Here is a 22684-nt window from a genome sequence, read left to right on the forward strand (position 1 = left end):
TGCTGCGGTCCGGAAAACGAAGAGGAGACGGACATGCCTTATGTGGACGGATTCATCGTCGCGGTGGCGAAGGACAAGCTCGACGACTACACGGCGCTGGCCGAGCTGGCGCGTGACGTGTGGATGAGCCATGGCGCGCTGTCCTACGTCGAGGCGCTGGCCGACGACGTGTCGGTGGGGGAATTGACCAGCTTCCCCCGCGCGGTCCATCTGAAGGAGGACGAGACGGTGGTCTTTTCCTGGATCACCTATGAATCGCGCGAAGCCCGCGACGCCATCAACAAGAAGGTGATGGAGGATCCGCGGATGAAGCACGACATGGAGAATGCGCCGTTCGACGGGAAGCGCTTGATCTATGGCGGGTTCAAGACCTTCGTCGAGAATTGATTGAGGGAGAGAGGATCATGGCGTTCGAAGGAAGCTGCCACTGCGGCAAGGTGGCCTATACGGTCGATGCGGACGTGCCGACCCAGGCGATGGCGTGCAACTGCTCGCATTGCCGGCGCAAGGGCTTCCTTCTCGCCTTCTTCCCCGCCGCGCAGTTCCGCCTGGAGCGCGGCGAGGAGGATCTGAAGAGCTATTTCTTCTACAAGCACGCGATCGAGCATCGCTTCTGCACGACCTGCGGCACCCAGCCCTTCGCGATGGGAAAGATGCCGGACGGCAGCGAGATGGCGGCGGTCAACCTGCGCTGCGTCGATGCCGCCGATCCCGACGCGCTCGAGATCCAGAAGGTCGACGGGGCGAGCTTCTGATGGCGGGGGCCATCCATGTCGGCGTCGGCGGCTGGACCTATGAGCCGTGGCGCGACAATTTCTATCCCAAGGGCCTGCCCCATGCCCGCGAGCTGGAATATGCCGGCCAGCGCCTGACCGGGATCGAGATCAACGGCACCTATTACGGCACCCAGAAGCGCGAGAGCTGGCAGAAATGGGCCGCCACCGTGCCCGACGGCTTCGTCTTCACGGTCAAGGCCTCGCGCTTCTGTACCAACCGCAAGGTCCTGGCCGACGGGGCGGAGTCGATCGCCAAATTCGTCGGGCAGGGGATCGCCGAGCTGGGGCCTAAGCTCGGCCCGATCCTGTGGCAGTTCATGGCCACCAAGAGGTTCGAGCCCGACGATTTCGCCCGCTTTCTCGACCTGCTGCCGGCCGAGCAGGAGGGGGTGGCGCTGCGCCATGCGCTGGAGGTGCGGCACGACAGCTTCGTCTGCCCCGCCTTCGTCGACCTGGCGCGCGAGCGCGGCTGCGCGATCGTGTTCGCCGATCATGAGACCTATCCGATGATCGCCGACCTGACCGCGCCCTTCGTCTATGCGCGGCTCCAGCAGACCCGCGCCGAGGTGCCGACCGGCTATGACGATGCCGCGCTCGACCGCTGGGCCGGGATCGCCCGGTCCTGGGCGGCTGGCGAGGCGCCCGAGGGGCTGCCCTATGCGGGTCCGCCAGCGGGCGACGGCGCGGGCGGGCGCGACGTCTTCCTGTTCCTCATCGCCGGGGCCAAGGAGCGCAACCCGGCGGGGGCGCAGGCGCTGATCGAGCGGCTGGGGTAGGGCATCGGCCTTTCTATCTGACCCGCTCATCCTGAGGAGGGACTGAGCTTTGGCGAAGGCCCGTCTCGAAGGATCCTTCGAGACGCCATTTCGCCTTCGCTCAATGGCTCCTCAGGATGAGCGGAGTTGGCGAGAGAGGGATGCGTTTCGTTTAAGCCGCTTCCGGCGTCCGCGTCATCCCGAACGCCTCCGCGACCATCTCGTAGGAGCGGCGGCGCCTGGCGTGGTCGGGCATGATGTTGACCAGCATCATCTCCTGCGCGCCATACAGCTCGGCGACCTGCTCGACCCCCGCGCGCACCTCGCGGCCATCGCCGAGCAGCAGGCGGCGGTCGCGGCGGGGCGCTCCGGGGTTGGCGGCGGTCCAGGCGCGCGCGGTTTCGACCGATGGTACCCGGATCGTCTCGCCGCGCAGCAGATGCGCGAACATCATCGCGAAGGGCATCGCCAGCTCCTCGGCCTCGGCGCGGTCGTCGGCGGCGATCGCCCAGCAGGCGACCATCAGGTGCGGTTTGCTCGCCCAGCGCGACGGGCGGAAGGCGCGGCGGTAGATGCCGGCGAGCGGCAGCGCCTGCGCATTGATGAAGTCGGCGATGCAATAGGGCAGGCCGAGCTCGCCCGCCCATTGCGCGCTGTCGGGCGAGGAGCCGAGCATCCACGGATCGGGTGACCCTTGCGTGCCGTCGGGCAGCGATCGCGCGAGCGGGGCGAAGGGGTGATCGGCGGGCAGGCTGTCGGAGAGATAGCCGAGCAGCTCGTTCACGCTCTGCGGGAAATCGTCGGGCGGGATGCGCCGCGAGCGGTCGCGCTGGAGTGCATAGGCGGTGCGCTGGTCCGATCCCGGCGCGCGGCCCAGGCCGAGGTCGATCCGCCCCGGCGCGATCGCGCCGAGCAGCCGGAAGGTTTCGGCGATCTTGAACGGGGAGAAATGGGGCAGCATGATCCCGCCCGATCCGACCCTGATCCGCTTGGTCGCCAGCGCCACCGGGCCGATCAGCGCCTCGGGCGCGACGCCGACGATGCTCATCGACGCATGATGCTCGGCCAGCCAGTAACGGTCATAGCCGAGCGCGTCGCATGCCTGCGCGAGATCGAGGGTGTTGCGGACAGCCTCGGCCGCGTCGCTGCCGTCGGCGACAGGGGACTGGTCGAGGACGGAGAGGCGGAAGGGCGCGGGATCGGTCATGACGGGAAGGTAGGCAGGGGCGGCCGATCTGCCAACCGCGCCGCGCCCGCCCGCCGCGACAGAAAAACTATCGGGCGCCCATGAAATCGAGCAGCGCCGCGCCATAGGTCTCGGCGACCTCGGCGATCGGCTGCCCGGTCCGGTCGACGACGATCGCGCGGTGGCGGATCAGCTCGGCCGGGACGGGCGGTACGCTGCGGTCGGCGGCCTCGACGTCGCGGAACATCTCCCACCCCTCGGCCAGCGGCCGCCACAATTGCTCGGCGGAGACGGTGCGCCGGGCGATGCCGAGCGGCGCGACGACGGTGCCGAACGGCATGTCGCCGCCGTCGAGCTGCGCGTTCATCTCCGCCGTCAGCCGCGACGGCACATACCAGTTGTCGGCCTCCGAGAGGACGCGGTTGCCGCAGCGCAGCCGGACATGGCGGTAGCGGACCGGCTCGTCGGGGCCGATGCCGAGCCGGGCGCGTTGCTCGGCGCTGATCGGCTTGTCGGTGCCGGCGATCCGGTCGGCAACGATCGCCGGCCGGTCGGCGAGGCGATGCGCGCGGCACCAGCCTTCGAGCGTCCGCGTCGCGCTCGGCGTCGCGAGCAGCCGGGCGTTGAGGTCGCCGACCACCGCGGCATATTCGAGCCTGCGCACATAGCCGTCGAGCGGCACCGCCCGCGCGCCGGCCGGGACAAGCGCGAGCAGCAGCGCGGCGCCCGATCGCGCCGCCATCCTCGGGACCATGCTCAGCGCTTGGCCTTGAGCGCCTTGACCGCGTTCATCGTGCCGCTGACATGGCCGGCGACGCCCAGCTCCGAATGGACGAAGACGATCCGCCCGTCGGGGGCGATCACATAGGAGGTGCGGTTGGTGCGCCCGGTGACGTTGGGGATCAGCCCCGCCTCCAGCGCGACGTCATAGCCCTTGATCATCGCCGGGGTGGCGACGCCGACGGCGAATTTGTTGCGGCATTCCTGGACCGAGAACTGGTTGAGCTTCTCGATCGGGTCGGCGGCCATGCCGACCACCGTCGCGCCCAGCCTGGCGAAGTCGTCGGTCGCCTCGGCGAACTCGTGCGCCTCGACCGTGCAGCCCTTGGTGAAGGCGGCCGGGAAGAAATAGAGCACCACCGGCCCCTTCTTCAACGCCTTGGCCAGCGAGAAGTCGAAATCCTTGCCGGCGAGCGACGCGCGCGTATCGAACGACGGCGCCTTGGCGCCGACCTTGAGCGCGGCGGGCGCGGCGGCGGGCAGGGCGAGGGCGGCGATAAGGCTCAGGACGTGCAACAGGGGGCGCATCGGACTCTCCATCGGAAAGCGCCAGATTAGTCCTCCGCGCCGCCGCGTCCAGTGTCGGTTTCAGCCCCGGTGCGGCACCATTCCGGCGAGCTGCGGCGGCGGCACCTGCCAGGCGTCGCCCGGCATCAGGAAGCGGACGTTCCGGTTGGCGAAGTCGATCGACACCCGGTCGAACAGCCGCAGCGCGTCCATGCCCAGCAGCACCGAGGGGCGATTGTCGAGCCCCAGCCGATGGAAGATCTGCGCGTCGGCGAAGGCGATCGGCATGTCCTTCAAGGTGACGCCGCCGATGCGGATCTCGTGGACCGAGCTGTAGTCGGCGGGGGTTTGCCCGCCGGTGACGCTGGTGATGCTGATCGGCACGACCGGGCCCAGCCGCTTGCGACGTTCGAGCCGCTCGCGCAGTGCCGGATTGCCGATCGATACCGCCGATCCGGTGTCGATGATGACGTTGATCTTCTGCCCCTCGGCCTCGGCATCGACGAGGATGAGCTGGCCGAGCCGGCGCCGCGCCGTCACGACGATCTCGTCGGTCGCCACCCGGGTCGACCGGGGCGCCTCGCTGATCGACATGCGCATCGCCCGGAAGTCGAGCACGACCCGCTTGGTCTGGAGGCTGTCGATGCCGAGCATGCCGACCGCGCCGAGATGGAATTCGGAGAGCAGCGGCGCCTCGAACGCTTCCATGCGGCTGCGGCTCGACGTGAGGCGGAGGCCAGGCACGATCGCGGTGGCGACCTGGTCCTGCCCGGCGATGCTCAGCAGGGTGACGGGTGCCGCCGGGGCGAGGGTCAGCCGCTCGGCCAGCTCGCGCGACAGCACGGTGCGCTCCGCCCCGGTGTCGACCACGAACTGGTAGGTGCCGCCGCCGTCAATCGTCACCGGTACGGTCAGCCGCTTGTTGATGTCGCGGCCGCCCTGGATCGTCTCCGGGGCCGACGGTGCGGGATCAACGGTGCTGGCGGCGCCCGTTGCGGCGACCAGGCCGGCGGCGCAGAGCGCGGCCAAACCCTTGATTACGGTAAAGATCCTCTCCATCGGCGTCTCCGATCAGGCCCGCAGGATAAGCTTTTTCGCGGCATTCCACAATCGTGCGCCGGCGGTCGCCGCGGAACCGCAACGACCTTCTCCCCGTTGGAGCGCAAGGCGTATCCAGTACGGAGTAGTGTACGATGAGGAAGATGGTTCTGATCGGTCTCGCCGTGGCGGGACTGACGGCCGCGGCCGCGCCCAGCGCGGCACTGGCCGGGGATGAGGACGATGCCCGCGTCGCCATTGCGGCGGCCAAGGCGAAGCTCGATTCGGCGGAGAAGGCCGGGGTCGGCGGCAATGCCGGTGACGTGCTGAACCGCAGCCGGACGGCGCTGGAACAGGCCAATGCCAAGTTCCGCGACGATGAGGATCGCTTCGCCCTTGCGCTCGCCCGCCAGGCCGAGGCGCTCGCCGACCTTGCGACCGCCACCGCCGAGGCGCGGGCGCTCGAAGCCGAACGCTCGAAGATCGCATCCAACTGATAGCCCGGAGAGGAGAAAAGCGATGAACAGGCTCATGCTGACGCTCGCCGGCGCGACCGCGCTGGCCGGCCTCGCCGCCCCGGCGCTCGCCGACAAGACCGACAAGCTGGTCACCGACCAGTATCGCGAGAAGATCGCCGTCGCGCGCGCCGAACCCGGCGTCGCCGAATATGGCGCGGTCTATCTCGATCGCGCATCGGAACGGATCGCCAAGCTCGACAAGAAGCTCGACAACGACAAGGCCGGCCAGGCCGAGGCCGTGGCCGGCGAGATCGACGCGCTGATCGAGACCGCGCGGACCCGTGCCAAGGTGGCGATGCTCAAGAAGGACGTCGAGCAGGCGAAGGCCGACGCCGCGTCGCGCAGCAACGCCCAGCTCGCGGACGCGCAGGCCGCCGCCGCCAGCGCCCAGGCCGATGCCGCCGCGGCGCAGGCCGAAGCCGCTCGGCTGAAGGCCGAGATGCGCGACTATCAGCTCCGCCAGACCCAGCTCGGCGCGACGCTGGTCCTGCAGGATGTCGTGTTCGAGACCGGCAAGGCCGATCTGAAGCCCGGCGCGGCGCAGCGCCTTCAGCCGCTCGCCCAATATCTGCAGGCGAACAAGGACGTGAAGGTCCGCATCGACGGCCATACCGATTCGCAAGGGTCGGACGGCTACAACCAGCAGCTCTCCGAGGCGCGCGCCCAGTCGGTGCGCAACGCGCTCGCCGGCCTCGGCGTCGCGCCCGATCGGATCACCGCGGTCGGCCATGGCGAGGCCCAACCGGTCGCCGACAATCGGAACGCCGCCGGCCGCCAGCAGAACCGTCGCGTCGAGGTGACGCTCGTCGGGCAGCAGGCCTCGTCCTTCGCGGGGCTCGACTGATCCCGTCGCAGCCGTCGCCCGGCGCAGGCCGAGATGACCTCCGATCCCCTTCCCGCCTCGGCGGGAAGGGGTTTTGCATGGGCGTCCTCGCCGTTGCAGGGCTGCGGTGGACAGTGTCGAAAGGAGACCCTGCCGCGCTCGTCCTTGTTGCGATCGGGCAATGACGCGGATTATGTGCGATGCGACATACGCGTTTCAGCGATGAAATCCCCGGACATGAAAGGGCGCTAACAGAGCCGGCATGAGGATGGACGAACGCCTTGCGAACGCCGTGCGTCCCGCCTTCGGGCTGGGCCTGCTGCTGCTGTCCGCCTGTAATGCGGGGCCGGACTATCGGCCGCCATCGGTGTCCGACCTGAAGATACCCGAACAGTTCCAGTCGTCGTCGACGATCGCCGCCGAGCAGGACATGGTCGACCTCGCCCGTTGGTGGGACAGCTTCGAGGATCCGGTCCTCACCCAGCTGATCGACCGCGCCTTCGCCGGCAACCTCGACGTCAGCGCCGCTGCCGCGCGGCTGCGCCAGGCCCGCGCCACGCTGCGCGGCACCCAGGGGCAGGCGCTGCCGACCGTCGGGGCGAGCGGTTCGGTCACGCGCAGCGTCGGCGCCGACAGCCGCACGATCATCGATCCCTCGACCGGCCAGACGATCGGCAGCGGCGGCGACACCACCGTCTATCGCGGCGGTTTCGACGTCGCCTGGGAAGCCGACCTGTTCGGCGGCATCCGCCGCTCGATCCAGGCCGCCCGCGCCACCGCCGAGGCACGCGAGGCCGACCTGCGCTTCACCCAGGCGAGCATCGCGTCCGAGGTCGGGCTGAACTATGTCCAGGCGCGGCTCGCCCAGATCCGCCTGAGGATCGCGCGCGAGAACCTCGCGGCCCAGGACGAGATCTTCGAACTGGTCGGCTGGCGGCGCCAGGCGGGCCTCGTCTCCAGCCTCGACTATGAGCAGGCGCGCCAGCTCCGCGCCCAGACCGCCGCCTCGATCCCGACGATCGAGAACGATTATGCGACCGCGACCAATCGTATCGCCGTGCTGCTGGGCGAGGCGCCCGGCGCGATCACGGCGCTGATCGATCCTCCCGCTTCGATCCCGCTCGCTCCCGGCGTCGACGCGCCGATTCCCGCGCAGGTGATCGAGCGCCGCCCCGACGTCGCCAGCGCCGAGCGTGCGCTCGCCGCCGAAAGCGCGCGGATCGGCGTGCAGACCGCGCAGCTCTATCCGGCGCTGCGGCTGTCGGGCTCCTTCTCGGGCTCGTCGACCTCGATCGGCAACGTGATCAGCGACGGCATCGGCAACCTCGTCGCCGGCATCACCGCGCCGATCTTCCAGGGCGGGCAGATCCGTGCCGCGATCCTTGGCCAGCGTGCCGCGACCGACGCCGCCTACGACGCCTATCGCCAGGCGGTGCTGACCGCGCTCGAAGAGGTCGAGAACGCGCTGAAGGGCCGCGAGGTGGCCGAGCGGCGCGAGGCCGACCTTGCCGTCAGCTATGAGGCGGCGAACAATTCGGCGCGCTACGCGCAGCTCCAGTACCGGTCGGGCCTGGTCGATTTCCAGTCGCTGCTCGACAGCCAGCGCACCCGCCTGTCCAGCCAGGACTCGGCCGCCTCCGCGCGCGCCGCGCGAGCGAGCGCGACCATCCAGCTCTACAAGGCACTGGGCGGCGGCTGGCAGACCGCGCCGATCCCGGCGCCCGGACCCTATGAAGGCGGCAAACGGCCCGCCCCTGCCGAGACGAGACCCTGATGATCGATCCCGACAAGCAGCCCCAGCAGGATCTGGACGAATTCCTCGGCGTCGAGCCGACCTCGCCGCGCGCGGTGCTGTTCCGCCGGATCGGCGTCGGGCTGGCCATCGTCGTCGTGCTGATCATCCTGTGGCGGCTGATCTTCGGCGGCGACGACAAGGCCGCCTATGCGACCCGCCCGGTCGAGCGCGGCGACCTGACCGTCATCGTCTCGGCGACCGGCAACCTCGCGCCGACCAACCAGGTCGAGGTCGGTTCCGAGCAATCGGGCATCATCGTCGAGGTCTATGTCGACAACAACGACCGGGTGAAGAAGGGGCAGCTCCTCGCGAAGCTCGACACCTCGCGGTTGCAGGATGCGGTCAACCAGGCCGAGGCCGGGCTGGCGTCGGCGCGGGCCGGGGTCGAGCAGGCCGAGGCGACCGCCCAGCAGGCGCGGGCGACGCTGCGACGACAGGAACAGGTCTGGCGACTATCGGGCGGCAAGGTGCCGTCGGCGACCGAACTCGACGTCGCGCGGGGCGATGCGGCCCGCGCGGCGGCCGGCGTTTCGACGGCGAGGGCCGCCGTCGACCAGGCGCAGGCGACCCTCTCCTCGGCGCAGACCGCGCTGTCCAAGGCGTTCATCCGATCACCGGTCAACGGCCAGGTGCTGTCGCGCTCGATCGAGCCCGGACAGACCGTCGCCGCCTCGTTCAACGCCCCGGTGCTGTTCACCATCGCCGAGGACCTGCGCCAGATGCGGCTCGAAGTGAAGGTCGACGAGGCCGATGTCGGGCAGGTTCAGAAGGGCCAGAAGGCGACCTTCACCGTCGACGCCTTTCCCGGCCGGACCTTCCCGGCGACGATCGAGCGGGTCGACGTCGGCGCCAATGCGACCGGCACCGGCTCGTCAAGCGCGTCGTCGAGCAGCACCGCCAGCGCCACGACCGGTGGGGTCGTCGCCTATACGGCGCGGCTCACCGTGGCCAATGGCGACGGGCTGCTCCGTCCCGGCATGACCGCGACCGCCGACATCATCACCACCCAGAAGAAGAACGTGCTGCTCGTCCCGGCGGCGGCGCTGCGTTTCACCCCCGACCGGCAAGCCGCGGCCAGCGGCGGCGGCGGGATCACCAGCGTGCTCGCGCCACGGGTCCGCCGCCGCGGCGGCTCCAGCGAGCGCGAGGCGGCGATCGGCCGCGGCAGCAAGCAGACCGTCTATGTCGTCGCCGATTCGGGCAGCCAGCCGCAGCCGGTCGAGATCACGGTCGGCGAGAGCAACGGCAGCCAGGCCGAGGTGATCGGCGGCAAGCTGACCGAGGGCATGCAGGTCGTGATCGGCCAATATGCGGCCGGCGGTGGCGGCTCCGGCCGCGGCCAGGGCGGAAGTGGGCAGGGCGGAAGCGGGCAGCGGCGCAATGGCCAATGACGTCGCCCCCGGCGAGCTGCTGATCCAGCTCCGCGGCGTCACCAAGGTGTTCGGCGAGGGGCCGACCGCCTTCGCCGCGCTCAAGGGCGTCGACCTCGACATTGCGCGCGGCGACTTCGTCGCGGTGATGGGGCCGTCGGGATCGGGCAAGTCGACGACGATGAACATCCTCGGCTGCCTCGACGTGCCGACCGCCGGAGAGTTCCTGTTCCGCGGCCACCATGTCGAGAAGCTCGAGCGCGACCAGCGCGCGCTGCTCCGTCGGCGCTATCTCGGCTTCGTCTTCCAGGGATTCAACCTGCTTGCCCGCACCTCCGCGCTGGAGAATGTCGAGTTGCCGCTCGTCTATCGCGGCGAGGAGAAGACGGCGCGGCGCGCGGCCGCGATGGCGGCGCTCGACAAGGTCGGCCTCGCCGACTGGTGGGACCATACCCCCGCCGAGCTGTCGGGCGGCCAGCAGCAGCGCGTCGCGATCGCGCGGGCGATCGTCACCCATCCCGACGTGCTGCTCGCCGACGAGCCGACCGGCAATCTCGACACCGAACGCTCGATCGAGATCATGGAGCTGCTGACCGACCTCAACCGCAACAGCGGAATCACCGTGCTGATGGTGACGCACGAATCGGACATGGCGGCCTATGCCCATACCATCGTCCATTTCCGCGACGGCCTGGTCGAGCGGTTCGAGGTGACTGAAGGCGCCGGGGTGAAGGCCTGATGTGGGGCACCACTTTCCTGCTCGCCGTGCGCGAGATCCGGCGGCACCTGCTGCGGTCGTTCCTGACCATCCTCGGCATCGTCATCGGCGTCTGGGCGGTGGTGACGATGGTGACGCTCGGCCAGGGCGCCACCGCCGCGGTCAAGCAGCAGATCTCCAGCCTGGGCGCCAACGTTCTCCAAGTCCGGCCCGGCCAGGGCTTCGGACGCGGCGGCGGCGGGCCGCAGCCGCCCGACTTCAAGATCGAGGACCTCGACGCGATCCGCACCCAGATCGTCGGCGTGCAGGCGGTGGCGCCGCTCGTCCAGTCGACCGGCACCGCCGTCTACAACGCGGCCAACTGGTCGACGACGGTCAATGGCACCAACCGCGAATATTTCACCGCCCAGCCCTGGACCTTCACCAGCGGGCGTATCTTCTCGCCGGCCGAGGAACAGGCCGGCAAGGCGGTTTGCATCGTCGGCAACACCGTCCGCAACCGGCTGTTCCGCGGCATGGACCCGGTCGGCCAGCGCTTCCGCATCAAGAACATCTCGTGCGAGATCATCGGCGCGCTGGCGCCGAAGGGGCAGGGCGGCTTCGGCAACGACCAGGACGACATCGTCCTGATGCCCTACAAGGCAGTGCAGCGGCGGATGACCGGCAATCGCGACGTCCGCATGATCATGGTCTCGGTCGACGCCGACTATGACAGCCAGCGGGTCCAGGCGTCGCTGCGCGACCTGCTGCGCGAGCGGCGCCACCTGACCGACGCGGCCGAGGACGATTTCAACATCTTCGATACCAAGCAGATATCGGACACGCTGTCGGGCACCACCCAGATCCTCACCTCGCTGCTCGGCGCGGTGGCGGCCGTCAGCCTGCTGGTCGGCGGCATCGGCATCATGAACATCATGCTCGTCTCGGTGACCGAGCGGACCCGCGAGATCGGCATCCGCCTGGCGATCGGCGCGGTCGCGCGCGAGGTGCTGCTGCAATTCCTGGTCGAGGCGGTGACGCTCGCCTGCCTGGGCGGCCTGCTCGGCCTGTTCCTGGCGCTGGTCTCCACGCTGATCCTCGCGCCGGTGCTGAAGGTGCCGTTCATCTTCGATCCGCAGATCAACCTCGTCGCCTTCATCTTCTCGGCGCTGATCGGGGTGGTGTTCGGCTACTTCCCGGCGCGGCGCGCGGCCTCGCTCAACCCGATCGAGGCACTGCGGCACGAATGAGAAGCGCCTTCCTCCTCGCCCTGCTGCTCGCATCGCCCGCCGCTGCCCGGCGTGACGGGCCGCCGCCGGTCTGTCCCGAGGCGGTGCGGCCGGTGCTGTTCCTTTCGCCGATGGGCGAGCCGTTCCGGCCCAAGGGGGACGGTGACGATCCCGTCCGGCGCTGGTTCGACCAGGCCGACCGCAACAAGGACGGCGTGCTGACGGTGGGCGAGCTGATGCTCGACGGCGACCGCTTCTTCGCGACGCTCGACAAGGACAAGAGCGGCGAGCTGCTGCCCGACGAGGTCAGCGCCTATGAGCAGGATGTCGCCCCCGAGATCCGCCTCTACCAGCGGCGACCCGAGCGCCCGGCCGATGGCGGCGCGAAGGACGAGGATCGTGATCGGCCGCGTCCGGCGAAACGGCGCAGCGGGCGGCCGGGTGCGGGGGCCGGCTATGACGGGGCGATCGGTGCGGGCCGCTATGCCTTCCTCAACATCCCCAATCCGGTGGCGGCGGCCGACGGCGACCTCAACCGCGCGATCACCGCGCAGGAATTCCGCGCCGCCGCCGCCGAGCGCTTCGCCGATCTCGATCCGCAGCAGACCAAGGCGCTGAGCTTCGCGCAGCTGCCCAGGACGCCCGCGCAGATCGCCGCCAACGCGGCCTGCCTCGAACGGGTCAAGGAGAAGGCGAAGGAGAAGCGGCGATGAGCGGCGGCAATCCGCTGATCCTTGTGGTCGACGACGATGGCGACCTGCGCACGCTGATCACCGATTTCCTGCGCACCAACGGCCTGCGCGTCGAGAGCGCCGCCGACGGCGCCGAGATGGACGCGCGCATCGCCGCCGAGCGCCCCGACCTGATCGTCCTCGACCTGATGATGCCCGGCGAGGACGGGTTGTCGATCCTGCGGCGGGTGCGCAAGCCCGGCGGGCCAGCCGTGATCATGCTGTCGGCGATGGGCGAGGACACCGACCGGATCATCGGGCTGGAGGTCGGCGCCGACGATTATCTGCCCAAGCCGTGCAACCCGCGCGAACTGCTCGCCCGCATCCGCGCGGTGCTGCGCCGCCGGGGGGAGGAGGCCGCTGCGGCAGGCACCAGCGGGGCGGTCCGCCGCTTCGGCGCCTGGACGCTCGACATCGTCCAGCGCGAGGTGCGGCGGCTCGATGCGCCGGCCGCGCCGCTCACCGACGCCGAATTCCGCGTGCTCGCCGCCTTTCTCGACCGGCCGCAGCGCGTGCTGAGCCGCGACCAGCTGATCGAGGCGGGCAAGGGTGTCGACAGCGACGTGTTCGACCGCGCGATCGACGTGACGATCAGTCGGCTGCGCAAGAAGCTCGGCCCCGACGATCCGATCCGGACGATCCGCAACGAAGGCTATATGTTCACGCTGAAGGTCGAGGGCGAATGACCCGCGTCCGCGGCGGCGGCCTGTCGATCTTCTGGCAGACACTGCTGCTGCTGCTCGCCAGCGTCGCGGTGGTGTTCGTCGTCACCGTCGCGCTGTTCGTCTGGTCCCCGCCGCCGCGCCCCGACTTCAACAGCCTGTCCGACATCGCTGAAGCGCTGGCCGGCCGCAAGATCCCGCGCGAGCGCCGCTGGCGGGTGATGGTCGTCCCCCGCGGCCGCGCCGGCCCGGTCGACCTGTCGCCGGCGCCGCCCGCCCGGCCGGACCCCGACGATCATGAGCGCGAACGGCGGCTCGGCGCGGTGCAGCGGCCGGCGCCGCCGCTGCCCGATCCGAACATGGTCAGCTCGGACGTCTTCACCGCCCGGCTCGCCGACCGGATCGGCGTACCGATCGAGGATGTCCGGCTGTTCTTCGAGCCCGACCAGCGCAGCAACATGCCGTTCGGGCGCCGCGGCGACCGCCGCGTGATCGTCCGCCGCGGCGAGCCATTGTTCTTCGATACCGTCATCGCCGGGCTGCGCACCGACGGCGGCTGGCGCGTGGTGCGGACCCCGCCCCGCGCCTGGCTCGCCTCGTGGCAGCAGCGCATATTGATGCTGTTCGGGCTCAGCCTGCTCGCCGTCATCCCCTTCGCCTGGTTCTTCGCGCGCGCGCTCGCCAAGCCGATCCGCCGGATCGCCGATGCCGCCGACCGGATGGGCGCCAACCCGCAGGCGCCGCTGATCGTCGAAGAGGGGCCGACCGAGCTGCGCGTCACCGCCCATGCGCTCAACCGCATGCAGCAGCGGCTGTCGGCCTATCTGGCCGAGCGAACCAACATGATCGGCGCGATCGCGCACGACCTGCGCACCCCGCTCGCGCGGATCGCGTTCCGCATCGAGGGCGCACCCGACGAGATGCGCGAGAAGGTCCAGGCCGACATCGAGCAGATGCGCGCGATGATCGCCGCGACCATCTCCTTCGTTCGCGACACCGGCAGCGTCCACATCGTCGAGCCGGTCGCGATCGACCGATTGCTCGCCGACCTTGCCGCAGACGAGCGCGAGACTGGTCGGCCGGTGGCGCTCGGCACGGTCGAACCGGCCGAGGTGGCGGGCGACCCGATGGCGTTGAAGCGCCTGTTCCAGAACCTGGTCGACAACGGCGTCGCCTATGGTGGCGGGGTCGAGATCGGCGTCGCCCGGATAGGGGCGGAGGCGGAGATCCGGATCGCCGATCGCGGGCCCGGACTCCCCGAAAAGGCGCTGGAGGCGATGTTCCGGCCGTTTGAGCGTGGCGAACCGTCGCGCAACCGCGCGACTGGTGGCATCGGCCTCGGCCTCAGCATCGCCCGCGCCATCGCGCAGGAACATGGCGGCAGCCTGGTCCTCGCGAATCGGGCCGGCGGCGGGCTGGAGGCGATCTGCCGCCTGCCGATTCGGGACTGACGCGGCCGGTCCTCCCGTGAAAGCGAGGACGACGGAGATTTCGTGACGACGGGAATGGCGGTAGAAGGATCGCTGTCCGGCGAGTCCGTGAGCCGTTGTAATTTTAGGAATGGCTGTTGTAATATTATTCCAAGGGGCTATAGGCTCGATAAGGGTCAGCAGTGCTGACCGATTAGGTATGAGGATGAGCTGCGCATGACGGGCCGTAACCTGCCGCCGCTGTCGCTTCACGTGCCCGAGCCGGCCTTCCGGCCGGGCGACACGGTCGACTTCGCGGACTTCGAGATGCCCGTCGCCGGGGCGGTGCGCCGCCCGCCGATCGATGCCAGCCCGCGCGACGTCCGGGACATGGCCTATGCGATGGTCCGCGTGCTCGACGACGAGGGGCGGGCGCAGGGACCATGGGACCCGCGCCTCGCGCCCGAGACATTGCTCAAGATATTGCGCAGCATGGCGTTGACCCGCGCCTTCGACGAGCGGCTCTACCGCGCGCAGCGCCAGGGCAAGACCAGCTTCTACATGAAGTGCACCGGCGAAGAGGCGACCTCGGTCGGCGCCGCCCACGCGCTCGATTATGACGACATGTGCTTCCCCAGCTACCGGCAGCAGGGCCTGCTGATCGCGCGCGACTGGCCGATCGTCGACATGATCAACCAGATCTACTCGAATCGCGCCGACCGGCTGAAGGGCCGCCAGATGCCGATCATGTATTCGGTGCGACAGGCCAATTTCTTCTCGATCTCGGGTAACCTCACCACCCAATATCCGCAGGCGGTGGGCTGGGCGATGGCGAGCGCGGCGCGCGGCGACACGCGGATCGCCGCGGCCTGGTGCGGCGAGGGATCGACCGCCGAGGGCGATTTCCACTCGGCGCTGACCTTCGCCGCCGTCTATCGCGCGCCGGTCATCCTCAACGTCATCAACAACCAGTGGGCGATCTCGTCCTTCTCGGGCTTCGCCGGGGCGGAGGCGACGACCTTCGCGGCGCGGGCGATAGGCTATGGCATCGCCGGCCTGCGCGTGGACGGCAACGACGCGCTCGCCGTCTATGCCGCGACGCAATGGGCGGCGGACCGGGCGCGCAACAACCACGGCCCTACCCTGATCGAGCATTTCACCTATCGCGCCGAGGGCCATTCGACCTCGGACGACCCGAGCAAGTACCGGTCGGCCGAGGAGGGTGGCAAATGGCCGCTCGGCGACCCGATCGCGCGGCTCAAGAAGCACGTCATCGGCCTCGGCATCTGGGACGAGGAGCGGCACGCGGCAATGGACCTGGAAGTCGCCGAGCTGGTCAAGGCCGCGCAGAAGGAAGCCGAGAAGAACGGCATCCTCCAGGACGGCCTCAAGCAGTCCTTCGATTCGATGTTCGAGGACGTGTTCGAGGAGATGCCGTGGCACCTGAAGGAACAGTCGGCCCAGATGCACGACGAGCGCAAGGCGGCGGGGATATGAGGGTGTCGCATATCGTCGTCCCGGCGGAGGCCGGGACCTCAGGAGGCAAGGGCGCGCGGAAGTCTCCCGAGATCCCGGCCTCCGCCGGGACGACGCGTGGGGAGATCGTCGCATGACCGGCGAATCCCGCACGATGAACATGATCCAGGCGATCAATTCGGCGATCGACGTCGCGATGGGCCGCGACGAGAAGATCGTCGTGCTGGGCGAGGACGTCGGCTATTTCGGCGGTGTCTTCAAGGCGACCGAGGGGCTGCAGAAGAAATACGGCAAGACCCGCGTGTTCGACACGCCGATCAGCGAATGCGGCATCATCGGCGTCGCGGTCGGCATGGCGACCTACGGCCTGCGCCCGGTGCCGGAAATCCAGTTCGCCGACTATATCTATCCGGCGCTCGACCAGCTCGTCTCCGAGGCGGCGCGGCTGCGCTACCGTTCGGCGGGCGAGTACACCGCGCCGATCACGGTGCGCACCCCGTTCGGCGGCGGCATCTTCGGCGGCCAGACGCACAGCCAGAGCCCCGAGGGCATCTTCACCCATGTCGCCGGGCTCAAGACGGTGATCCCGTCCAATCCCTACGACGCCAAGGGCCTGCTGATCGCCGCGATCGAGGACAATGATCCGGTGATCTTCTTCGAGCCGAAGCGCATCTACAACGGCCCGTTCGACGGCCATTACGACCGTCCGGTCCAGCCGTGGAGCAAGTTCGCCGAGAGCGCGGTGCCGGACGGCCATTATACGGTGCCGCTCGGCAAGGCGCGGGTCGTGCGCGAGGGCAACGACGTCACCGTCCTCGCCTATGGCACGATGGTCCATGTCGCGCACAGCGTGATCCAGGAGACCGGCGTTGACGCCGAGCTGGTCGACCTGCGCACGCTGGTCCCGCTCGACATCGAGACGGTCGTCGAATCGGTGAAGAAGACCGGGCGCTGCATGGTCGTCCACGAGGCGACCAAGACCAGCGGCTTCGGCGCCGAGCTGTCGGCGCTGGTGCAGGAGCATTGCTTCCACTGGCTCGAGGCGCCGGTACAGCGCGTGACCGGATGGGACACGCCATATCCCCACAGCCTCGAATGGGCCTATTTCCCCGGTCCGGTGCGGCTGACCGAAGCGTTCAAGCGCGTGATGCAGGATTGATCCGAGATGGGCACCTATAGTTTCAAGCTTCCGGACATCGGCGAGGGCATCGCCGAGGCCGAGATCGTCGCCTGGCACGTCGCCCCCGGCGACATGGTCGAGGAGGATGCGCCGCTCGCCGACCTGATGACCGACAAGGCGACCGTCGAGATGACCGCGCCGGTCGCCGGCAAGGTGGTGAAGATCGCGGGCGAAGTCGGCGAGCAGATCGCGATCGGCTCGATCCTCGCGGTGTTCGAGGTCGAGGGCGAGGGCCCGGTCGAGGCCGAAGCCGAGCCGGCACCCGCGGTCGAGGTCGCGCCGAACGAAGCGGCCCAGGTCGTGAAGCCGGAGCCTTCCCCTTCCCCCCTCCCTTCCGGGGAGGGGTCGGGGGTGAGTGGCGAGCGAAGCGAGCCTGCACCGATCGAGGCCGGGGAAAAGCCGCCGGCTGCGCCGACGGTACCCGCCCCCAGCCCCTCCCTTGCAGGAAGGGGGGAAAGGAAGGTCCTCGCCTCCCCCGCCGTCCGCCAGCGCGCCAGGGACCTCGGCATCGACCTCGCCGACGTCAAGGCCGCCGAGGACGGCCGCGTCCGCCATGCCGATCTCGACGCCTTCCTCGCCTATAATGCCGGCGGCGGCTATCGACCGGCGGGCGGCGTCCGCGCCGACGAGCAGGTCAAGGTGATCGGCCTCCGCCGCCGCATCGCCGAGAACATGCAGGCGGCCAAGCGTCACATCCCGCATTTCACCTATGTCGAGGAGATCGACGTCACCAAGCTGGAGGAACTGCGCGCCGATCTCAACGCGACGCGCGGCGCCAAGCCCAAGCTCACCATGCTGCCGCTGCTGATCACCGCGATCTGCAGGACGCTGCCCGATTTCCCGATGATCAACGCGCGCTATGACGACGAGGCGGGGATCGTCACCCGCTCGGGCGCGGTCCATCTCGGCATGGCGACGCAGACCGACGCCGGGCTGATGGTGCCGGTGATCCGCAACGCGCAGGACCGCAATGTCTGGCAGCTCGCGAGCGAGATCGTCCGACTGGCGGAGGCGGCGCGCAGCGGCAAGGCGACGTCGGGGGAGCTGTCGGGATCGACGCTCACCATCACCTCGCTCGGCCCGCTCGGCGGCATCGCGACGACGCCGGTGATCAACCGGCCCGAGGTGGCGATCATCGGCCCCAACAAGGTGGTCGAGCGTCCGGTGTTTCGCGACGGCCAGGTCGTCGCCGCCAAGCTGATGAACCTGTCGATCTCGTGCGACCACCGCGTCGTCGACGGCTGGGACGCCGCCAGCTTCGTCCAGGCGCTCAAGCGGCTGATCGAGACGCCCGCGCTGCTGTTCGTGGATTGAAGCCGACTTGCCACCCCCCCGTACCGGGCGCTAGAGAGCGCGCCACTCAACGATAGCTCGGGACGGGACGGCAATGGCCGGTCATAGCAAATTCAAGAACATCATGCACCGCAAGGGTGCGCAGGACAAGAAGCGCTCGGCGCTGTTCTCCAAGCTCAGCCGCGAGATCACGGTTGCGGCGCGCATGGGTCTGCCCGATCCGGCGATGAACGCGCGCCTGCGCCAGGCGGTGATCACCGCGCGCAAGGAAGGGCTGCCGAAGGATAATATCGAGCGCTCGATCAACAAGGCCGCGGGCGGCGACGGCGCCAATTACGAAGAGATCCGCTATGAGGGCTTCGGCCCCGGTGGCGTCGCGCTGATCATCGAGGCGCTCACCGACAACCGCAACCGCACCGCGACCAACGTCCGCACGATCGTCTCCAAGAATGGCGGCAATCTCGGCGCGGGCGGATCGGTCAGCCACGGCTTCGACCGGCTCGGCCTGATCAACTATGGTCTCGCGGCGGGCGACGCCGAGAAGGTGTTCGAGGCCGCGCTGGAGGCCGGCGCCGACGACGTCAGCTCGTCCGAGGACGGCCACGAGATCTGGACCGCGCAGGACGCGCTGCACGAGGTCGCCAAGGCGCTCGAGCCGGTGCTGGGCGAGCCCGACGGCGCCAAGCTGGCCTGGCGCCCGCAGACCCAGGTGACGGTCGGCGAGGACGACGCCGCCAAGCTCCTCAAGCTGATCGACGCGCTCGACGACGACGACGACGTCCAGACCGTCTGGGGCAATTACGACGTGCCCGAAGAGGTGATGGCGAAGCTGGGGTAAGAGTTCCCCCTCCCTTTCAAGGGAGGGGGCCAGGGGGTGGGTGAGTGGCGAGGTAATGAGTGGCGCTCAGGATCAAGGCCCATCTCGGTGATCGCGCCCGTAATCTGCGGTCGAGACAGACCCCGATGGAATACAGGCTGTGGTCCCGCCTGAAATCCTCCCAGCTTGATGGTTTCAAGTTCCGCCGCCAGATCGTGCTGGAGCCCTACATCGCCGATTTCTTCTGCGCCTCGATCGGTCTCGTGATCGAGGTCGACGGCGATACGCATGATCCGGAGGCGGATGCCGTGCGCGACGCGAATCTGTTGAGGCAGGGTTTCACCGTGTTGCGCTTCACCAATGTGGACGTGCGCGATAACATCGACGGTGTGCTCGATACGATCCTGATCAAGGCGCGGTCCATGCCGGCGCGCTTCACCCACCCCCCGGCCCCCTCCCTTGAAAGGGAGGGGGGGCTGTGATCCTGATCGGCTTCGATCCGGGGCTCGGCACGACCGGCTGGGGCGTGATCGCCGCCGACGGGAATCGGCTGAGCCATGTCGCCAACGGCCAGATCAGGACGGAGCCGTCGATGGAGTTGTCCCGCCGGCTCTACCTGCTTCACAGCGCGCTGGCGGAGATCATCCGCACCTACCGGCCCGAGGCGGCGGCGGTCGAGGAGGTGCTCGGCAACTCGAACGCGCAGTCGACCCTCAAGCTCGGCCAGGCGCGCGGCGTCGTGCTGCTCGCTGCCGCGCTCGCCGAGGTGAGCGTCGGCGAATATCATCCCTCGATCGTCAAGAAGGCCGTGGTCGGCACGGGCGGTGCGGAGAAGAGGCAGGTGCAGGCGATGGTCAAGGTTCTCCTCCCCGGCGCGAAGCTGTCGGGCCCCGACGCGGCCGACGCGCTGGCGGTCGCGGTCACCCACGCCCATCACCTCGCCAGCGCGCGCGCGATGCGCCGGGTGGTCGCATGATCGCGCGGCTGCGCGGCGTCCTGGCGGAAGCGGGCGCCGACCATGCGGTGCTCGACGTCGGCGGGGTCGGCTATCTCGTCTGGTGCTCGGCCCGAACCCTGTCGGCGATAGGGGGCGCTTCACGTGACGGCTCGCAAGGCGAGCCGGGGGGCGGCGACGTGCTGCTGTTCACGGAGATGCAGGTGCGCGAGGACGCGATCACCCTCTACGGTTTCGGATCGGCCGGGGAGCGCGATTCCTTCCGCCTGCTGACCAGCGTCCAGGGGGTGGGCGGCCGGGTCGCGCTCGCGATCCTTTCGGTGCTCGACGCGGGCGAGCTGTCGCGCGCGGTGGCGAGCGGCGACAAGGCGATGATCGCCCGCGCCAACGGCGTCGGCCCCAAGCTCGCCATGCGTATCGTCAATGAGCTGAAGGACAAGATGGGCGGCGTCGTGCTCGGCCCGGGCCTCGGTGCCGCGCCCGCCGCGAAGGGCGGCGTGTCGACCGACGCGCTGTCGGCGCTCGCCAATCTCGGCTTCAAGCCGGCCGAGGCCAGCGCGGCGGTCGGCGCTGCGATCGAGGAGCTGGGCGACGGCGCCACGCTCGACGCGGTCGTCCGTCTCGCACTGCGCAAGGCGGCGAAATAACGCGACGCCCCGTGAGGGAACCGGCGACAGCGGCGCAGCCGCCCGCGGCGGAGATGGACGCATTGCGCGCGATCGAGCGGCGCGGCGAGATGCGCTCGCTGCTCGGCCAGGGGCTGCCGCTGCTCGAACGCTTCCCGAAGGCGGTGCCGCTGCTCCAGATGCTGGGCATCGCCCATGCCCGGTTGCGCGAGCCGGCTGCCGGCGCGGCGTTGTTCGCGCGGATCACCATGATCGAGCCCGACAATGCCGCCGGTCATGTCAATCTGGGCAACAGCCTGCGCGACCTTGGCCGGCGCGATGCCGCGATCCGCAGCTTCGAGCGGGCGATCGCGATCGATCCCGGCCTAGCCCAGGCGCATTTCAACCTGGGCAACGTCCTCTACGACCTCGGCCGTTCCGCCGATGCGCTGTCGCGCGTCGAGGCAGCGATCGCGCTGCGGCCCGATTATGCCGCCGCGCATGCGCTGAAGGGTGACGCGCTGGTCGCGCTCGGCCGGTTGGAGAAGGCGCTGGCCTGTTATCGTCGCGCTCTCGATCTCGCTCCCGACACGGCCCGGACGTACAATAATATGGGCATGGCGCTGCGGCAGCTCGGCCGGTTTCCCGAGGCGATCGCGGCGTTCGGTGAGGCGCTTGCCCGCCAGCCGGGCCATGACGCCGCCCGCATCCGCCGCGCCTATCTGCGCGCCCGCATCTGCGACTGGGACGCGATGGCCGAGGACGCCGCGCGGCTGCCGGCGCTCGGCATCGAGGGGCCGCCGGTCCCGCCCTTCATGATGCTGGCGCTCGATGATTCGCCCGCCCGGCACCGGCTGCGCGCCGATCGCCATGCGGCGGCGAACTTTCCCCGCGTCGTCGGAGCGGAAACCGTGCCCGCGAGGCCGATCGCACCGGCCGAGCGGCTGCGGATCGGCTATTTCTCGGCCGATTTCCACGATCATGCGACGATGCACCTGATGGCGCGCCTGTTCGAGCTGCACGATCGCGCCGGCTTCGAGGTCCACGCCTTCTCCTACGGACAGGCGTCGGACGATCCGATGCGACGGCGGCTGGTCGCCGCGGTCGAGCACTTCCACGACGTCCGGGCGCTCGACGACCGCGCGATCGTCGCGCTCGCCCGGCGCGTGGGGATCGACGTCGCGATCGACCTCAAGGGCTATACCGCCGACACGCGATCGGCCCTGTTCGCCTGGCGCGCCGCACCGGTGCAGATCGCCTATCTCGGCTATCCGGGGACGATGGGCGCGCCGTTCATCGACTATATCGTCGCCGACCGCACCGTCATCCCGCCCGATCAGCTCGCGCATTACAGCGAGGCGCCGATCTGGCTTCCCCACAGCTATCAGGTGAACGACGACCGGCGCCCGATCGCCGACCGGCCGCTCGGCCGCGCCGACGTCGGCCTGCCAGAACGGGGCTTCGTCTTCGCCAGCTTCAACGCCAGCTACAAGATCACGCCTGATCTGTTCGCGATCTGGATGCGCCTGCTCGATCGGGTCGAGGGCAGCGTGCTGTGGCTGCTCGACGACGACGCCGACGCCGCAGCGAACCTGCGCGGCCATGCGCGCCGGCACGGCATCGATCCCGCCCGGCTGGTGTTCGCCGCCAAGCTGCCGGTGGCCGAGCATCTGGCGCGGCAGCGGCTGGCGGACCTGTTCCTCGACAGCTTCGTCTGCAACGCCCACACCACGGCGAGCGACGCGCTATGGGCGGGGCTGCCGATCGTGACCCGGATCGGCGAGGGCTTCGCCGCGCGGGTCTGCGCCAGCCTGCTGCGCGCGGTCGGCCTGCCCGAGCTCGTCACCGACAGCGCCGCCGACTATGAGCGGCTCGCTTTGGCCCTCGCTACCGATCGCCCCGCGCTGGCGGCGATCCGCGCCCGGCTCGCCGCGCAGCGCACCACCGCGCCACTGTTCGACAGCACCGCCTTCGCCCGGCATATCGAGGCCGGCTATCGCGCCGCGCATGCCCGCCGGCTGGCGGGGTTGCCGCCGGCCCCGATCGAAATCGCTCCCTGAGATGGACGGGAAGGGCAACGGC

Annotated in this window: 24 protein-coding genes; 20 read left to right on the forward strand and 4 right to left on the reverse strand. The window is 69.5% G+C overall.

Annotation, left to right across the window (positions count from 1 at the left end; genetic code table 11):
• The first annotated feature begins 33 nt into the window (after positions 1–33).
• From B5X82_RS20695 to B5X82_RS20705, 3 genes are read left to right on the forward strand one after another with little or no spacing between them, the layout of a single operon-like run.
• A complete protein-coding gene (locus tag B5X82_RS20695) occupies positions 34–387 on the forward strand; it encodes a DUF1428 domain-containing protein (RefSeq protein WP_079650072.1) in 354 nt (117 codons plus the stop codon).
• Positions 388–404: 17 nt separating this feature from the next.
• The gene (locus tag B5X82_RS20700) at positions 405–755 is read left to right on the forward strand and encodes a GFA family protein (protein ID WP_079650073.1); all 351 of its coding nucleotides are present in this window, start codon (positions 405–407) and stop codon (positions 753–755) included.
• Positions 755–1552, forward strand: a complete 798-nt coding sequence (locus tag B5X82_RS20705; protein ID WP_079650074.1) for a DUF72 domain-containing protein — start codon at positions 755–757, stop codon at positions 1550–1552. The genes B5X82_RS20700 and B5X82_RS20705 overlap by 1 nt, the downstream gene beginning before the upstream one ends.
• Positions 1553–1703: 151 nt before the next feature.
• On the opposite strand, the gene B5X82_RS20710 is transcribed toward B5X82_RS20705, so the two are convergent.
• From B5X82_RS20710 to B5X82_RS20725, 4 genes are all read right to left on the reverse strand, one after another.
• Positions 1704–2738, reverse strand: a complete 1035-nt coding sequence (locus tag B5X82_RS20710) for an LLM class flavin-dependent oxidoreductase (protein ID WP_079650075.1) — start codon at positions 2736–2738, stop codon at positions 1704–1706.
• A 67-nt stretch (positions 2739–2805) separates the two neighbouring features.
• A complete protein-coding gene (locus B5X82_RS20715; protein WP_079650076.1) occupies positions 2806–3471 on the reverse strand; it encodes a hypothetical protein in 666 nt (221 codons plus the stop codon).
• A 2-nt stretch (positions 3472–3473) separates the two neighbouring features.
• Positions 3474–4025 carry a peroxiredoxin gene (locus B5X82_RS20720; RefSeq protein WP_079650077.1) on the reverse strand — a complete coding sequence of 184 codons (552 nt, stop codon included), beginning with the start codon at positions 4023–4025 and terminating at the stop codon, positions 3474–3476.
• Positions 4026–4085: 60 nt separating this feature from the next.
• Positions 4086–5063 (reverse strand): retroviral-like aspartic protease family protein, encoded by a 978-nt coding sequence (locus tag B5X82_RS20725; protein ID WP_079650078.1) that lies wholly within the window; start codon positions 5061–5063, stop codon positions 4086–4088.
• 134 nt (positions 5064–5197) lie between these two features.
• Here B5X82_RS20725 and B5X82_RS20730 point away from each other — a divergent pair, with 134 nt between their 5' ends.
• The 17 genes from B5X82_RS20730 (at position 5198) to B5X82_RS20810 (ending at position 22662) form a co-directional block, all read left to right on the forward strand.
• On the forward strand, positions 5198–5539 hold the full coding sequence (locus B5X82_RS20730) for a DUF4398 domain-containing protein (RefSeq protein WP_139385151.1): 342 nt from the start codon (positions 5198–5200) through the stop codon (positions 5537–5539).
• 22 nt (positions 5540–5561) lie between these two features.
• The gene (locus B5X82_RS27310; RefSeq protein WP_079650080.1) at positions 5562–6404 is read left to right on the forward strand and encodes an OmpA family protein; all 843 of its coding nucleotides are present in this window, start codon (positions 5562–5564) and stop codon (positions 6402–6404) included.
• 247 nt (positions 6405–6651) lie between these two features.
• Positions 6652–8157, forward strand: a complete 1506-nt coding sequence (locus tag B5X82_RS20740; RefSeq protein WP_223811189.1) for an efflux transporter outer membrane subunit — start codon at positions 6652–6654, stop codon at positions 8155–8157.
• On the forward strand, positions 8157–9569 hold the full coding sequence (locus tag B5X82_RS20745; protein WP_079650082.1) for an efflux RND transporter periplasmic adaptor subunit: 1413 nt from the start codon (positions 8157–8159) through the stop codon (positions 9567–9569). Before B5X82_RS20740 ends, B5X82_RS20745 begins: the two co-directional genes overlap by 1 nt.
• Complete coding sequence (locus B5X82_RS20750; protein WP_079650083.1) at positions 9559–10287, forward strand: ABC transporter ATP-binding protein; 729 nt, start codon at positions 9559–9561, stop codon at positions 10285–10287. Before B5X82_RS20745 ends, B5X82_RS20750 begins: the two co-directional genes overlap by 11 nt.
• Positions 10287–11495, forward strand: coding sequence for an ABC transporter permease (locus B5X82_RS20755; protein WP_079650084.1), 1209 nt, complete (start codon positions 10287–10289; stop codon positions 11493–11495). The genes B5X82_RS20750 and B5X82_RS20755 overlap by 1 nt, the downstream gene beginning before the upstream one ends.
• The gene (locus B5X82_RS20760) at positions 11492–12187 is read left to right on the forward strand and encodes an EF-hand domain-containing protein (RefSeq protein ID WP_079650085.1); all 696 of its coding nucleotides are present in this window, start codon (positions 11492–11494) and stop codon (positions 12185–12187) included. The genes B5X82_RS20755 and B5X82_RS20760 overlap by 4 nt, the downstream gene beginning before the upstream one ends.
• Positions 12184–12891 (forward strand): response regulator, encoded by a 708-nt coding sequence (locus B5X82_RS20765; protein WP_079650086.1) that lies wholly within the window; start codon positions 12184–12186, stop codon positions 12889–12891. Before B5X82_RS20760 ends, B5X82_RS20765 begins: the two co-directional genes overlap by 4 nt.
• The gene (locus B5X82_RS20770) at positions 12888–14318 is read left to right on the forward strand and encodes an ATP-binding protein (protein ID WP_079650087.1); all 1431 of its coding nucleotides are present in this window, start codon (positions 12888–12890) and stop codon (positions 14316–14318) included. Before B5X82_RS20765 ends, B5X82_RS20770 begins: the two co-directional genes overlap by 4 nt.
• Positions 14319–14513: 195 nt before the next feature.
• A complete protein-coding gene (locus B5X82_RS20775) occupies positions 14514–15773 on the forward strand; it encodes a 3-methyl-2-oxobutanoate dehydrogenase (2-methylpropanoyl-transferring) subunit alpha (protein WP_079650088.1) in 1260 nt (419 codons plus the stop codon).
• A 133-nt stretch (positions 15774–15906) separates the two neighbouring features.
• Positions 15907–16911 carry an alpha-ketoacid dehydrogenase subunit beta gene (locus tag B5X82_RS20780; RefSeq protein ID WP_079650210.1) on the forward strand — a complete coding sequence of 335 codons (1005 nt, stop codon included), beginning with the start codon at positions 15907–15909 and terminating at the stop codon, positions 16909–16911.
• A gap of 6 nt (positions 16912–16917) precedes the next feature.
• Positions 16918–18246: a dihydrolipoamide acetyltransferase family protein gene (locus B5X82_RS20785; protein ID WP_079650089.1), complete on the forward strand. Its 1329-nt coding sequence runs from the start codon at positions 16918–16920 to the stop codon at positions 18244–18246.
• A gap of 73 nt (positions 18247–18319) precedes the next feature.
• Complete coding sequence (locus tag B5X82_RS20790; protein WP_079650090.1) at positions 18320–19063, forward strand: YebC/PmpR family DNA-binding transcriptional regulator; 744 nt, start codon at positions 18320–18322, stop codon at positions 19061–19063.
• Between the two features lie 59 nt (positions 19064–19122).
• Positions 19123–19524, forward strand: coding sequence for an endonuclease domain-containing protein (locus B5X82_RS20795; RefSeq protein ID WP_079650091.1), 402 nt, complete (start codon positions 19123–19125; stop codon positions 19522–19524).
• The gene (gene ruvC / locus B5X82_RS20800; protein WP_079650092.1) at positions 19521–20018 is read left to right on the forward strand and encodes a crossover junction endodeoxyribonuclease RuvC; all 498 of its coding nucleotides are present in this window, start codon (positions 19521–19523) and stop codon (positions 20016–20018) included. The genes B5X82_RS20795 and ruvC overlap by 4 nt, the downstream gene beginning before the upstream one ends.
• A complete protein-coding gene (gene ruvA, locus B5X82_RS20805) occupies positions 20015–20644 on the forward strand; it encodes a Holliday junction branch migration protein RuvA (RefSeq protein WP_079650093.1) in 630 nt (209 codons plus the stop codon). The genes ruvC and ruvA overlap by 4 nt, the downstream gene beginning before the upstream one ends.
• An 11-nt stretch (positions 20645–20655) precedes the next feature.
• On the forward strand, positions 20656–22662 hold the full coding sequence (locus B5X82_RS20810) for an O-linked N-acetylglucosamine transferase, SPINDLY family protein (RefSeq protein ID WP_235862752.1): 2007 nt from the start codon (positions 20656–20658) through the stop codon (positions 22660–22662).
• Positions 22663–22684 lie beyond the last annotated feature (22 nt).

The sequence above is a fragment of the Rhizorhabdus histidinilytica genome (assembly GCF_900167915.1).
Lineage (GTDB): Bacteria > Pseudomonadota > Alphaproteobacteria > Sphingomonadales > Sphingomonadaceae > Rhizorhabdus > Rhizorhabdus histidinilytica.